Source organism: Petralouisia sp., assembly GCF_056822245.1.
In genome coordinates, this window is sequence record NZ_JBQIOP010000010.1 from 89,669 (window position 1) to 102,836 (window position 13,168).

Sequence of the window (13,168 nt, forward strand, 5' to 3'; positions counted from 1 at the left end):
CATATGAGAGCCAATGTTGTCAAAACAGGAGACAGAGTTGAAATAAGAATTTTACAACAGGTAGAACAAGGAAAAAAGCTGGGGGAATATCCGCCGGCTTATCGTAGTATGGTGGAACATGTACAGGAGGATGGTTCCCTGGAACTGCTGGTTCCCATTGTGAAGGGGAAGATTGACGCTCCTCCCAGCGGCGTCAGACTGGAAGCTTTGATTTATACAAGGGCGGGAATGTACCGCTGCATCGCCCATATCAAGAATCGCTACCTGAAAGAAAATGTCTATCTGATGCTGATGGAACTGAAAAGTCCTCTGGAAAAATTTCAGAGACGGGAATTTTATCGGTTTGAATGCGTGATGGATATCCAGTATATGACTATTACCGAAGAGGAAGTTGGAATAGATGATATCACAGAATTAAAGGAACATCATAGATTAACATATCCGGAGGATCTGGTAGAAAGCGCTGTTGCAGTAGATATCAGCGGAGGAGGCATCCGCTTTGTCTCTGACTTGCCGGCAGAAGAAGGCAGTTTTATTCTGATTGCCATTCGCCTGGTAAACGAAAGCATGGATTATCCTCTGGAACTGATAGGAAAAGTTGTGATTTGCCAGAAAGTAGAACCCGGGCAAAGCAAAGAGAAGTACGAATATCGTGTCAATTTTATCATGAAAGATGAAAAGAAGCGGGAACTGATCATAAAATATATTTTTGAACAAGAACGCAGAAGCAGACAAAAAGGGTGATATTATGAAAAAAAATATTTTAGTGGTTGATGACTCTGCACTTATGAGAAGGCTACTTTGTGATATAATCAACGCAGATAGTACATTTCAAGCAACAGATGTTTGCAGAGACGGCCTGGAGGCATATGAAAGACTGAAAACAACCAGTTATGACGCAGTGATTCTGGATGTGAATATGCCTCGTATGGACGGCCTGGAATTACTGGAAAGACTACAGCAGGAGAAAATTAAAGCCACCATAATTATGGTAAGCACCCTGACCGTGAAGGATGCGGATATTACAATCCGTGCCATGGAACTGGGAGCGATTGATTTTGTCACAAAACCCGGCAATATCATTGAAGCAAAGGGAGACGATTTCAAGGGCAGCTTATTGCGTGTACTGAAAGCAGTGGTCAGATCTGACAATGCCAAGAATATCCTTTCGTCCAATGTCAGAACGGCGGAGAAGCCGGCAGCGGTAAAGGCTGTCCAATTGCCCCGGAAAACATCAGGAAAGGCAGGAAGCAGACTGGTTGCCCTTGCATGCTCCACGGGAGGTCCCAAGGCATTGCAGAGCGTTATACCCTATTTGCCGGAGAATATGGACGCGCCTATGGTTCTGGTTCAGCATATGCCGGTGGGCTTTACAAAGTCCATGGCAGACCGATTGAATGAAGTCAGCAAAATTGCAGTTAAAGAGGCAGAAGAAGGTGAAGTTCTGGGCAAAGGATGCGTCTATATCGCCCCTGGCGGAAAGCACATGGAGATCCAGAAGAAACCGGACGGCAGACATGTGGTCCATTTAAATGACGCGCCGGCAATCGGCGGACTTCGCCCCTGTGCCAATGTGACTTATGAATCTTTACGGAACAGCGGATATGATGAGATTGTATGCGTGGTTCTTACCGGAATGGGTGCGGACGGGACAGGAGGAATCCTTTCCCTGAAGCAGAAAAAGAAAATCCATGTAATTGCCCAGGATGCCAAATCCTGTGTAGTATACGGAATGCCGAAGGCAATTGCCGAAGCCGGCGCTGTAGATGAGGTAGTTCCCTTAACAGAAGTTGCGCAAACGATAATAAAGAATGTGGGGGTACAGTAGTATGGATGTAAGCCAATACCTTGAGATTTTTATTGATGAAACCAATGGACATCTGCAGAACCTTTCGGATTGTATCATGAGTCTGGAGAAAGATCCGGAGAATATGGATACCATCAATGAGATTTTCCGGGCGGCCCATTCCCTGAAAGGAATGGCGGGTACCATGGGATTTAAGCGCATGCAGCGTTTGACTCATGATATGGAAAATGTATTCCAGGAAGTCCGCAGCAATAATATGAGCGTTACCAGCGGTCTTGTGGATGTATTGTTTCAATGTCTGGACGCCATTGACGCATATTTGGAAAATGTAAAAGAAAGCTCAGAAGAAGGCACAGATGACAACGAGGCAATCATTCAGGAATTGAATGATATTCTGGCAGCCGGAACCGGAAATGCGCCGGCGAAGGAAGAGAAGCCGGCAGTGAAAGAAGAACCGGCCCAAAATGAAGGCGAGGACAGATTTCAGAAGAAATATCTGGACATTGAATTTTCTGAAAAAGAAAAAGAAGAACTTCGGGTATCGGAAGAAAAGGGTATGAAACTGTACGGCATGACAGTTTACATCCAGGAAGACTGCCTGCTGAAAGCCGCAAGGGCATTCCTTGTGTTTAAGGCAGTAGAAGATTTTGGAAATATCATTGTATATAATCCCACGTCTCAGGATATTGAAGATGAGAAGTTCGGATTTGATTTCAGTTTTTACTTTGCAAGCGAAACGGAGCTGGATAAGATTCTGGAAGTTTCCAAAGCTGTTTCTGAAATTGAAGAAGTAGTGGGAGAAAAGGTTGAATATAAAGAGCTGACCGCTGCAGCGGCAAAGAAGGAAGAAGAGGCAGCCGCAGCAGCCAGGGAGCAGGAACAGAAGAAAGAAGCTGCCGCGCCGGTTCCGGCTGCCGGGGCAAAGCCGCAGACACAGCCCCAGGCGCAGAACGGGAAAAAACCGAACGCCGGCAAGCCGGTGACAAACCGGACAGTCCGTGTGGATATTGAGAAACTGGACGCATTGATGAATCAGGTCAGCGAGCTGATCATTGCCAAGAACTCTCTGGTATCCATCGGCTCCACCTCAGATGGAGGCGTGGGCAGCTCCAATTCCCAAGCCTTCCATGAACAGATTGAATATCTGGAACGGATAACCACAGGCCTTCATGAATCCGTTATGAAAGTCCGGATGGTTCCCATTGAAAGCGTAGTTCAGAAATTCCCGCGGATGATCCGTGATTTATCCAAGAAGCTGGATAAAAAGATGGAACTGCATATGACCGGTGAAGATACAGAACTGGATCGTACCGTGGTGGATCAAATTGGAGATCCGTTGCAGCATTTACTGCGTAACTCGGCCGATCACGGTCTGGAAAATACGGAATTGCGTAAGAAACGGGGCAAACCGGAGACAGGTTCCATTCACCTGAATGCATTCCAGGAAGGAAATAACGTTATTATCGAAGTAAGTGACGATGGTAATGGAATTGATACGGAAAATGTAAAAAATAAAGCCATTGAACGGGGACTGATCACACCGGAGCAGGGCGCTGCTCTGAGTCAGAAAGAAATCATTGATTTCCTGTTTATGCCCAGCTTTTCCATGGCAAAACAGATTTCTGACGTTTCCGGCCGGGGCGTGGGACTGGATGTTGTGAAATCCAACATTGAAGCGTTAGGCGGAGATGTGGAAGTAAAAAGCATTCTGGGAGAAGGCTCCAAATTTACCGTTCGCCTGCCTCTGACACTGGCAATTATTCAGGCTCTTATGGTGGAGGTGCGGGGAGAAAAATATGCTATTTCCCTTGGCTCCATTGAGACAATTGAAGAAATTATGGCAGACGAAATCAAGTTTGTCCAGGCAAAAGAAGTGATACATATCCGCGGAATGGTAATTCCGCTGATCCGTTTGGATCAGCTTCTGGATTGCGAACCAGAAGAAGAGGAAAAAGAAAGCCTCACGGTAATTATTGTCCGCAAGGGCGATAAATTTGCCGGGCTTATTGTAGATGAATTGAACGGCCAGCAGGAAATTGTTATCAAATCCCTGGGCAAATACATTAACAACAGTACCAAGATTATCAGCGGAGCCACCGTTCTCGGTGACGGCGAAGTGGCATTAATCCTGGATGTTAATACATTATTTTAGGGGGTGTTACTATGGCTAACAATATATCTGTGGTAGAAAATGGCAAGAAACAGTTCATCGTAGTAAAAATCGGCAGTGAACAATACGGAATAGACATCAGTTATGTTGATAATATTGTCCGGATGCAGAAGATTACCAGGGTGCCGAAAGCACAGTCTTATTTTAAAGGAATCATCAATCTGCGCGGAGAAATTGTACCGGTAATGAGCATTCGCACCAAGATGGATCTGGAACCGGACGTTTTTACGGATGTTACCAGGATCATTATACTGAAGCTGGAAGAGCATGGCGTTCTCGGGCTTATTGTGGATGAAGTGAAAGAGGTGGTAACCCTTGGCCCGGATGAAATTGATAAAGTGGCTTATGATGCTAAGAACAGTAAAAGCAACTTTATCAACGGCGTTGGCAAACACGGTGACGAGCTGATTTCCCTGTTTGACACCAACAGTATCATTGATGAAACGGAAACTGTGTAGTTAGAGTGTAAAAGGCTGCTGCAGCAAAATAGGAGTTTGGGCAGCAGCTTGTTCGTAATTTAAGGAGAAAAGAGCCATGGCGAAGTTTAGTTTGGATCAGGTTAATGAAATGTATTTCGATGTTCTTAAGGAGATTGGCAACATCGGAGCCGGAAACGCTACCACCGCAATTTCCAATATGCTGAACCTGAAGGTGAATATGGAGGTGCCCAAGATAGAATTTCTAACGTTTCAGGAGCTGCCTACTGCCATATCGGCAGAAGAAGAAACGATTGTCGGGATTTTTCTGGAGGTGGAAAGCGATATCAGCGGAAGCATGATGTTTTTGCTGAAAATGGACTCCGCGCATTATCTGGTAAATCATCTGATGGGCAGGCCGGACGACTACGCAGAAGAATTTAATGATATGGATTTGTCTGCAATCAGGGAGATTGGAAATATTATCTCCGGTTCCTACTTGTCTGCATTGTCAACGATGACAAATATGGTGATTACCGCATCGGTGCCGTATCTTGCCATTGACATGGCAGCGGCTATTTTAAGTGTGCCGGCAATTCAGTTTGGACAATATGGGGATAACGCGCTTTTGATACAGACAGAATTTGGAGATGATGTCAAAATACAGGGATTCTTTATATTAATGCCGGATGTAGATTCCTATGATAAGATTTTAACTTCATTGGGGATTGCACTATAAGAGGAGCAAGGAGTTATGGCTACAATTAAGGTTGGAATGGCAGATTTGAATATCTGCAAAGGCGATGATATGATTACTACTCTTGGACTTGGGTCCTGTATCGGGATTGCCGTTTATGATCCGGTCGTAAAAATCGGAGGTTTGGCGCACATCATGCTTCCGGACAGTACACAGATGAGGAATAATTCGAATATTGCCAAATTTGCAGATACAGGAATTGAAGAATTAGTTCGCAGGGTACTGGCAGCGGGCGCCAATAAAAGACGTCTTGTTGCAAAGATTGCCGGAGGAGCGAAAATGTTTGAAGTCAGCGGGCTTTCCACCATTGGAAATGTAGGAGAACGCAACGCGCAGGCTTCCAGGAAAAAATTAAAGCAGCTTGGAATTCCCTTATTGGCGGAGGATACCGGACTGAACTATGGACGGACCGTGGAACTGTATACGGCAACGGGGGAATTTCGGATTAAAGCAGTAGGCAAAACCATTAAATCTATTTAAAAGGGTGACAGGATATGAAAACAAAACAGGTGCCGATTATTATTACATTGATTGCAGGACTGGCAATTTGTATTATAGGATTTCTCACACGTATGGAAACGAAGCAGTTTGTAAAAACATGGGTCATCGTTTTAATTATATTTTATATCCTGGGATGTGTTGCGAAACTGTTGTTAGATAAAAATTTCAAGGAAGAACCAGAAGAAGCCACGGAAGAGGCAGCGGAGGAGGAAGAAGGAGGAGAGAATGCCGAAGAAGCTGAAGGCCAGGCAGAACTTCCAAAAGACCAGAATGACTCCGCAAAAGAAGAAAAAAATAATGCAGGCGGCCGGTAGGCAGTTCCTGCTAGTCTTGGGGGCTTTGGATGAACGCAGCAGAGAGAGAACGATTGTGGGCAGATTTCTTAAAGAAACCTACAGCAGAATTGAGAGAACGAATTATTGTAGAGTATGCGCCGCTTGTCAGAATTGTGGCAGGCCGGCTGAGCATGTATCTTGGATATAATGTGGAATACGACGATCTGGTGGGATATGGAATTTTTGGTTTAATTGATGCCATTGATAAGTTTGATATCAACAAGGATGTAAAGTTTGAAACATATGCCAGTCTCAGAATCAGAGGTTCCATTCTGGATCAGATACGGAAGATGGACTGGATTCCCAGAACCGTACGCCAGAAACAGAAAAAAATTGACGAAGCAATTAAAAAGATAGAGACAAGAACCGGAAGGACTGCATTGGATGAAGAAATTGCCAGTGAACTGGAGGTAAGCAGCGATGAACTGCTGAACTGGCAGACTCAGCTTAAGATTACGAATGTGGTGTCTCTGAATGAATATGTGGAACAGGGAATGGAGCCTACCATGGACGCCAGAGGCAATTCACACTTTATTCAGCCGGAGGACGCTGTTGCAGAAGAAGAATTAAAGAAGGTATTGGGAGAATCCCTTCAGGTTCTGACAGAAAAGGAACGAAAAGTAATTACTCTGTATTATTATGAGGATTTAACATTAAAAGAAATTAGTAACGTACTGGAGGTGTCGGAATCCCGTATATCACAGCTTCATACAAAAGCTTTGATGAAGATGAAAAAAACAATGGGACCCTACATGAATATATTAACGGATTAGGTGGTTGATGCTATGGAGAGCAAAAATGGGTATTTCAAACTAGATATAAGAGATGCGGGAGTATTCCTTCAGGTATATCCGCCGAAAGAGGGAGGAAAACCGCCAGAGTACAAAGAAGTAGTAGCTTATCTGGACGCAAAGGGTTACGGCATGTATGACGTAAAGGAGTTAAACTATGCCTTAACTGCTGCAGGAGGGGTTCAGGAAGTTTACGTGGGCGCATGGAACGGAACTTATGAAAACGAACAGATGGAGGTAAACATTTCCATTGATAAAATGTTGGTTTTCTGCCGGTTTTATCCACCTTCCAACAAAGGAAAACTGATGACAGCAGAAGATATTGTTTCGGATCTGTCCTTCCGTAAGGTTACTGTAGGGCTCAAGCAGGATGAAATTCAGAAATTTCTTCAGGATCGCCATTACTGTACGAATTATATTATGGCAAAAGGCGTTCCGCCAATTAATGGAAAAGATGCCAGAATTGAATATTTCTTTAATACAAACCATAATCTAAAACCGAAAAAAAATGAAGACGGCACGGTAAATTATTACGAGTTAAATACGATCAGCCGGGTGGAAAAAGGGCAGGTGCTTGCAAAACTTCACAAAGAAGTCATTGGAAAACCCGGAAAAGACGTTTTCGGAGGTGAAATTCAGGGACGGCAGGCCAAAACCCTGAAACTGGAATTTGGAAATAATATTACCCTTTCCGAAGATATGACGGAGATTTATTCCGGCGTCACCGGCCATGCCAGTCTGGTAAACGGCAAGGTATTTGTGGAGGATGTGTTTGAGGTTCCGGCGGATGTGGACACTTCGACAGGAAATATTGTCTATGACGGCAATGTGACCGTAAAAGGAAATATAAAGAGCGGATTTTCTGTGACTGCCAAAGGAGATATTGTTATAGAAGGCGTGGTAGAAGCTGCTTTTCTTTCTGCCGGAGGCCAGATTATTGTAAAACGGGGCATTCACGGCATGGGAAAGGGCAAAGTCCAGGCGAAAGACAATATTATCACTAAATTTATTGAAAATGCCACGGTAATTTCAGGCGGCTATATTGAGACAGACTCTATTCTGCACAGCCAGGTGTCGGCTGGCACAGATATCCGTGTCAGCGGAAAAAAAGGCTTTGTAAACGGCGGGGTGATTCGGGCAGGCAATTTGATTGAGGCGCAGACCATCGGTTCCACCATGGGAACTCTTACCAAATTGGAAGTGGGCGTAGATCCTATGGTGAAGGAGCATTACGGAGAACTGCAGAAAAGCATTATTCAAATCAGCAAAGAGTTGGAACAGTTACGGCCCATTCTGGTAAACTTTAATGAAAAAATGCAGAAAAAGGAGGCTTTAAGCGCCGATCGGATTCAGCAGGTTCAGTCCGTGGCCCGCTCTTTTAAAGAAAAACAGCAGTTATTGAATACCCAGCGTAAAGAACTGAAGGAACTTCATGAACAGATTCAAATGTCCCACAATGCCAAAATAAAAGTAAAAGGCAGCATTTATCCGGGGGTAACCGTAAATATTTCTGAGGTGAGCATGAATATCAAGAGCGAAAGGACATTTTCGAAGTTCTTAAAGGAGCATGGCGAAGTGGTGGTCCGTACGTTGTAAAAGGAGGGTAAAGCATGTCAATCAGGCCAGTGGAATTCAGCGGTGTGGTTCAAAGAAGCCAGGATGTCAGCACTTTAAAGCAGAATGAGGATAATAAAGCCATGCTGCAGCAGCAAAATGTGCAGACGCAGTTTGCAAAAGATACTGTACATCATATGAAACAGGTCAACCACGCCAATGACGCTGATAATCCGAAGAAAAAATTTGACGCCCGGGAGAAGGGAAGCAATGAATACGAGGATCGGCGGAACAAAAAGAAAAAGGCGGGGGAAAAAAATAATGGAAAGGTAAGCGTTAAAACCTCAGGCGGTTTTGATATGAAAATATAGGTAGGTACAAGTATGACAGCAGTAGAAATTGTTTTATTGATTATTGGCGTCGTGATGATGGTCGCGAGTTTTTTCATTGCAGAAAAATTGTCAAATCAGGATTTGGACAAGGTTGCCGAACTGAGTACAGAGGAAATGCAGCGTATTCTGGAACGGAGCCTGAATGACGCCCAGGTAAAGGTAGATAACATGGTGGATCAGGTGATCGATCATTCTATTGAGAAATCCATGGAAGTGGTGGAACGGGCATTAGATAAAGAAACCAATGAGAAAATGCGGGCAATTACAGAATATTCTGATACGGTGTTGGAATCTATTCATAAGACCCATAATGAAGTTATGTTTCTCTACAGTATGCTGAACGATAAGCATTCTGAACTTACAAAGTATGCAGGAAACCTTGCACAGCTTGCCATTCATTTAGAGGAGCTGCAGGAACAAATTCAAAATACGGTGGATCATTCCGATGAGATTTTAAGCAGAAGCCAGGAACCGGCAGAGCCGGTCCGCAGAACAGAACCGGTTCTGCCGGAAAAACTCCAGATGCCGGAAGCCGAATTCTTTACTGAGGAGCAGGCGGCAGAAAAATCTAACCATAATCAGAAGATTCTGGATATGTACCGAAACGGAACAGACGCCGTGGAGATTGCAAAAGAATTAGGACTTGGTGTAGGTGAGGTAAAACTTGTAATCGGGTTATTCAGAGAGGAAGAATTATAATCTATGAAACTGAAATATTATTTGCGGGGATTAGGAGTTGGTATTATATGTACTGCCATTATCATGGGAATTGCTTTGTCCGGAAATAAAAAGGAAACACTGACAGATGCAGAAATCATAGAACGGGCCAGGCTCCTTGGCATGGTGATGGAAGAAGAAACTTCTGACCAGGAAAAACCGGAAGATGGAACAACGCCTGAAAATCAAGATGCCGGAGAAGAACAGCCAGACAGTGACAAAACAGAAGATACAAAAAGTGACGGGACAGAAGCAGGCAATCCGAATGCAGGAGAAAATCCGGACGCAGAAGAGAACGGTTCTGAAGCTCCTGAGGAGCCTGCCGTCAGCCAGGGGGACATCGAAGTGGAAATCAAAGAAGGAGAGTTTTCGGATGTAGTCAGCCGGAAGCTTTTTGAGGCGGGATTGGTGCCGGACGCAGAAGAGTTTAATGCCTATATGACTCAAAAAGGCGTGGACGATTCCCTGCGGATCGGGGTTCATTTGATTCCTGCCGGTTCTACGCCAGATGAAATTATTGCAATTTTGCAGGAAAAACCTCAATAGGACTTGCAAGTAAAATTTTCCTGTGATATAATTGCAAAGATAATATAAATCACATATGTGGATTTCAGAGCCGGTGCCCTGTCGGTGGCTTTGGAAGAGGAAGCATGTGGAAGAATCTAACCAATGGAGGTAAAAACATGGGCGTTATTTCAATGAAACAGTTATTAGAAGCAGGTGTTCATTTCGGACATCAGACAAGAAGATGGAACCCTAAGATGGCTCCTTACATCTACACAGAGAGAAATGGCATTTATATCATCGACCTGCAGAAATCAGTAGGCAAAGTAGATGAGGCCTACAAGGCAGTGGCTGATATTACCGCTGAAGGCGGTACCATTCTTTTTGTAGGTACCAAGAAGCAGGCGCAGGATGCTATTAAGGCAGAAGCAGAGCGCTGCGGCATGTTCTATGTGAATGAGAGATGGCTGGGCGGAATGCTGACGAACTTCAAGACCATTCAGAGCCGTATTGCAAGACTGAAAGCAATTGAAACAATGGCAGAGGACGGAACTTTTGATGTTCTCCCCAAGAAAGAAGTAATTGCGCTGAAGAAGGAATGGGAGAAATTAGAGAAGAACCTGGGCGGAATTAAAGACATGAAGAGAATTCCGGATGCAATTTTCATTGTAGATCCCAAGAAAGAGAGAATCTGTGTACAGGAAGCGCATACATTAGGCATTCCATTAATTGGTATTTGTGATACAAACTGTGATCCGGAAGAACTGGATTACGTTATTCCAGGTAATGATGACGCCATCAGAGCCGTTAAATTGATTGTTTCTAAGATGGCAGACGCCGTTGTGGAAGCAAATCAGGGAACCATTGAAGAAGAAGCTGCAGAAGAACCGGACGAGGCTGTAGAGGAATAAGCAGCAGTATTTTTCAGGATTGAGAGAATAGTTGCGTTCAATGAGAGGACAGACAGTATTGCCTGTCCTCAATTATGGATAAATGGAGGGAATAAAGATGGCTATTACAGCAGCAATGGTAAAAGAGTTAAGAGAGATGACCGGTGCAGGCATGATGGACTGCAAGAAGGCTTTGAATGAGACAAACGGCGATATGGATGCCGCTGTGGAATTTTTAAGGAAAAATGGACAGGCAAAGGCAGAGAAGAAAGCAGGAAGAATCGCAGCAGAAGGTCTTTGCACCGTTGTAGTAAAAGATGATAAGACCGCAGCAGTGGTTGAAGTAAATTCTGAGACAGACTTTGTTGCAAAGAACGACACATTTAAAACATTTGTGGAAGCAGTGGCTGCTCAGGCAGTAAACTCAGATGCTGCAGACCTGGATGCTTTTATGGCAGAAGCCTGGAATGAAGATTCCAGTAAAACTGTAAAAGACGCGCTGGTAGAGAAAATTGCAGTAATCGGCGAGAACTTAAATATCCGCAGATTTGAGAAAGTTACCGCAGAAAACGGATGCGTGGTTTCTTATATTCACGGCGGCGGAAGAATCGGCGTTATCGTAGAAGCAGAGACTTCTGCAGTTAATGACACTGTTAAAGAAGCATTAACCAATCTGGCAATGCAGATTGCGGCTCTTTCTCCTAAATATGTTTCCAGAGACGAAATCAGCGAAGAATATATCGCCCATGAGAAAGAAATCCTTCGGGCTCAGATTATGAATGATCCGAAAGAATCGCAGAAACCGGAGAAGGTAATCAATGGCATGATCGAAGGCCGTGTTAACAAAGAGCTGAAAGAAATTTGCCTGGTAGATCAGGTATACGTTAAAGCAGAGGATGGAAAGCAGACAGTAGGAAAGTACCTGGAAGCTGTTTCCAAAGAAGTTGGAGCGGAAGTGTCCGTGAAGAGATTTGTCCGTTTTGAGACTGGAGAAGGTCTGGAGAAGAAACAGGAAGATTTTGCGGCTGAGGTTGCGGCTCAGATGAAATAAATCGTCTGATTATAAAGAACCCTATAAAACGCTGGGAACACGCATGTTTCCAGCGTTTTTTGCGATTTAGGGGGTATCATAAACTGGTGCAAAATATCGTAAGTTTTTGCACCAGAGTTGGTCAAAAGTTGGTCAGGCGAGTTGGTCAAAATTTTTTGACCAACTTTGGAAGCGAAGTTTGCATGATTTTTATATGGTAGAAAAAGTTGGTCAGAGGAAAGCAGAAGTTGGTCAGGATGATGAGCGTCTGCTTTTTCTAATATAATTAAAATCGCTTAAGGCGTGAAAGGAGACAATAATGCATTTAGTAGAAATTGAGACAAAACTGAGAAAGGATGGGATAATCCAGATACCAGATAAGGAACTGGAGGCAACAGGACTGCATGAGGGAGATGAGGTATGTCTTTTGTATATGACAAAACAGAAGGGGGAGAGACGTAACGATTCTGGTGAATTTATACTTGAAAGAAGATAATGGAATACTATGGTGAGAGACAAAAAAGATATCAGACGGCACTTATTTTTAGTGGAAAAGTAAGTGCCGTCTTTTTTTATTACAATAAGCTGGCTCACAGAGTGTGGTAGCGTTTGTTGTGGAAGGTACAAATCAAACTGGAATACTTACATTTCAATTTGGCATTACCCTGCGAACGTGGGAAAGTAACGTAAATAAATCTATTTATCATTATTGCTATTGCATACGTTTGGAAAATATATTTGTTGGTTATTGTGAATGGATATATCTACATGTTTCGGGTATTGTGGTTGTAACAAAACAAAGAAAGGGGCTGGTACAATGGAAATGAAAAACCTATGCGGAAAGATTCCCGTGGCACTGCACCTCAAGGTAAGAGCTGAAATTGAGCAGAGGGAAATCAGTACACAGCAGTTTATCCAGCAGGTCATCGAAGAACATTTTATGGAAAAAGGAGTGAATCGTATGGAAGCAAGAACAATCGCAGTACAGGTAAGCGAGCAGTTATTTACAAGGCTCAAGAACGCAGTAGCATGGAAAGGATGCAAGCAGAAAGAATTTCTCATCAGTGTCATCGAAAAAGCAATCGAGGAAGTGGAGGCGGAGATGAAACAGGCAGACCAACCAGATGCGGAATCCGGCGAGTAAGAAAAAATGAAAACAGAATCAATACTACATAAGCGGTATGGAAATCAAAATCCATGCCGTTTTTTATGTGCGCCCAGTATGGGCGCAATCTAATCGGTGAAAGTCCGTAACACGCCCTGATAGTGGGAAGTGTATAGCCAAGAGCAAGGGTGTCCATCGT

16 protein-coding genes are annotated in these 13,168 nt (G+C 43.8%); all 16 read left to right on the forward strand.

All coding sequences use genetic code 11. From position 1 onward, the window contains the following. The first annotated feature begins 3 nt into the window (after positions 1-3). The 16 genes from ACTO17_RS06035 to ACTO17_RS06110 all read left to right on the forward strand — a co-directional run bounded on the left by ACTO17_RS06035 (position 4) and on the right by ACTO17_RS06110 (position 13,008). Positions 4-744, forward strand: a complete 741-nt coding sequence (locus ACTO17_RS06035; protein ID WP_172535560.1) for a flagellar brake protein — start codon at positions 4-6, stop codon at positions 742-744. 4 nt (positions 745-748) lie between these two features. After that, a complete protein-coding gene (locus ACTO17_RS06040) occupies positions 749-1,828 on the forward strand; it encodes a protein-glutamate methylesterase/protein-glutamine glutaminase (protein WP_172535585.1) in 1,080 nt (359 codons plus the stop codon). A gap of 1 nt (position 1,829) precedes the next feature. Then, positions 1,830-3,959 (forward strand): chemotaxis protein CheA, encoded by a 2,130-nt coding sequence (locus ACTO17_RS06045; protein ID WP_172535561.1) that lies wholly within the window; start codon positions 1,830-1,832, stop codon positions 3,957-3,959. Positions 3,960-3,970: 11 nt separating this feature from the next. Beyond that, entirely contained in the window at positions 3,971-4,435 is a 465-nt protein-coding gene (locus ACTO17_RS06050) for a chemotaxis protein CheW (protein WP_172535562.1), read from the forward strand. Positions 4,436-4,511: 76 nt separating this feature from the next. Then, positions 4,512-5,132 (forward strand): chemotaxis protein CheC, encoded by a 621-nt coding sequence (locus ACTO17_RS06055; RefSeq protein ID WP_172535563.1) that lies wholly within the window; start codon positions 4,512-4,514, stop codon positions 5,130-5,132. 15 nt (positions 5,133-5,147) lie between these two features. Continuing rightward, positions 5,148-5,630, forward strand: a complete 483-nt coding sequence (locus ACTO17_RS06060) for a chemotaxis protein CheD (protein WP_482557267.1) — start codon at positions 5,148-5,150, stop codon at positions 5,628-5,630. A gap of 14 nt (positions 5,631-5,644) precedes the next feature. Then, positions 5,645-5,965 carry a hypothetical protein gene (locus ACTO17_RS06065; RefSeq protein WP_172535565.1) on the forward strand — a complete coding sequence of 107 codons (321 nt, stop codon included), beginning with the start codon at positions 5,645-5,647 and terminating at the stop codon, positions 5,963-5,965. Between the two features lie 29 nt (positions 5,966-5,994). Continuing rightward, positions 5,995-6,759 (forward strand): FliA/WhiG family RNA polymerase sigma factor, encoded by a 765-nt coding sequence (locus ACTO17_RS06070; RefSeq protein WP_172535566.1) that lies wholly within the window; start codon positions 5,995-5,997, stop codon positions 6,757-6,759. A 12-nt stretch (positions 6,760-6,771) separates the two neighbouring features. Then, the gene (locus ACTO17_RS06075) at positions 6,772-8,373 is read left to right on the forward strand and encodes a flagellar assembly protein A (protein ID WP_172535567.1); all 1,602 of its coding nucleotides are present in this window, start codon (positions 6,772-6,774) and stop codon (positions 8,371-8,373) included. 14 nt (positions 8,374-8,387) lie between these two features. Beyond that, the gene (locus ACTO17_RS06080; RefSeq protein WP_172535568.1) at positions 8,388-8,702 is read left to right on the forward strand and encodes a hypothetical protein; all 315 of its coding nucleotides are present in this window, start codon (positions 8,388-8,390) and stop codon (positions 8,700-8,702) included. Positions 8,703-8,714: 12 nt separating this feature from the next. Next, the gene (locus ACTO17_RS06085) at positions 8,715-9,422 is read left to right on the forward strand and encodes a DUF6115 domain-containing protein (protein WP_172535569.1); all 708 of its coding nucleotides are present in this window, start codon (positions 8,715-8,717) and stop codon (positions 9,420-9,422) included. Positions 9,423-9,425: 3 nt separating this feature from the next. Continuing rightward, the gene (locus ACTO17_RS06090) at positions 9,426-9,986 is read left to right on the forward strand and encodes a hypothetical protein (protein WP_482557268.1); all 561 of its coding nucleotides are present in this window, start codon (positions 9,426-9,428) and stop codon (positions 9,984-9,986) included. A gap of 137 nt (positions 9,987-10,123) precedes the next feature. Continuing rightward, on the forward strand, positions 10,124-10,855 hold the full coding sequence (gene rpsB / locus ACTO17_RS06095) for a 30S ribosomal protein S2 (protein WP_172535571.1): 732 nt from the start codon (positions 10,124-10,126) through the stop codon (positions 10,853-10,855). Between the two features lie 97 nt (positions 10,856-10,952). Beyond that, positions 10,953-11,885 (forward strand): translation elongation factor Ts, encoded by a 933-nt coding sequence (gene tsf / locus ACTO17_RS06100; protein ID WP_482557269.1) that lies wholly within the window; start codon positions 10,953-10,955, stop codon positions 11,883-11,885. Positions 11,886-12,183: 298 nt separating this feature from the next. Then, positions 12,184-12,360 (forward strand): hypothetical protein, encoded by a 177-nt coding sequence (locus ACTO17_RS06105; RefSeq protein WP_482557270.1) that lies wholly within the window; start codon positions 12,184-12,186, stop codon positions 12,358-12,360. 321 nt (positions 12,361-12,681) lie between these two features. After that, complete coding sequence (locus tag ACTO17_RS06110) at positions 12,682-13,008, forward strand: hypothetical protein (RefSeq protein ID WP_482557271.1); 327 nt, start codon at positions 12,682-12,684, stop codon at positions 13,006-13,008. Positions 13,009-13,168 lie beyond the last annotated feature (160 nt).

Bases quoted from the DNA above. Each gene is read 5' to 3' on its own strand.
- ACTO17_RS06035 (WP_172535560.1), top strand. From the start codon at position 4: ATGAGAGCCAATGTTGTCAAAACAGGAGACAGAGTTGAAATAAGAATT.
- ACTO17_RS06040 (WP_172535585.1), top strand. From the start codon at position 749: ATGAAAAAAAATATTTTAGTGGTTGATGACTCTGCACTTATGAGAAGG.
- ACTO17_RS06045 (WP_172535561.1), top strand. From the start codon at position 1,830: ATGGATGTAAGCCAATACCTTGAGATTTTTATTGATGAAACCAATGGA.
- ACTO17_RS06050 (WP_172535562.1), top strand. From the start codon at position 3,971: ATGGCTAACAATATATCTGTGGTAGAAAATGGCAAGAAACAGTTCATC.
- ACTO17_RS06055 (WP_172535563.1), top strand. From the start codon at position 4,512: ATGGCGAAGTTTAGTTTGGATCAGGTTAATGAAATGTATTTCGATGTT.
- ACTO17_RS06060 (WP_482557267.1), top strand. From the start codon at position 5,148: ATGGCTACAATTAAGGTTGGAATGGCAGATTTGAATATCTGCAAAGGC.
- ACTO17_RS06065 (WP_172535565.1), top strand. From the start codon at position 5,645: ATGAAAACAAAACAGGTGCCGATTATTATTACATTGATTGCAGGACTG.
- ACTO17_RS06070 (WP_172535566.1), top strand. From the start codon at position 5,995: ATGAACGCAGCAGAGAGAGAACGATTGTGGGCAGATTTCTTAAAGAAA.
- ACTO17_RS06075 (WP_172535567.1), top strand. From the start codon at position 6,772: ATGGAGAGCAAAAATGGGTATTTCAAACTAGATATAAGAGATGCGGGA.
- ACTO17_RS06080 (WP_172535568.1), top strand. From the start codon at position 8,388: ATGTCAATCAGGCCAGTGGAATTCAGCGGTGTGGTTCAAAGAAGCCAG.
- ACTO17_RS06085 (WP_172535569.1), top strand. From the start codon at position 8,715: ATGACAGCAGTAGAAATTGTTTTATTGATTATTGGCGTCGTGATGATG.
- ACTO17_RS06090 (WP_482557268.1), top strand. From the start codon at position 9,426: ATGAAACTGAAATATTATTTGCGGGGATTAGGAGTTGGTATTATATGT.
- rpsB (WP_172535571.1), top strand. From the start codon at position 10,124: ATGGGCGTTATTTCAATGAAACAGTTATTAGAAGCAGGTGTTCATTTC.
- tsf (WP_482557269.1), top strand. From the start codon at position 10,953: ATGGCTATTACAGCAGCAATGGTAAAAGAGTTAAGAGAGATGACCGGT.
- ACTO17_RS06105 (WP_482557270.1), top strand. From the start codon at position 12,184: ATGCATTTAGTAGAAATTGAGACAAAACTGAGAAAGGATGGGATAATC.
- ACTO17_RS06110 (WP_482557271.1), top strand. From the start codon at position 12,682: ATGGAAATGAAAAACCTATGCGGAAAGATTCCCGTGGCACTGCACCTC.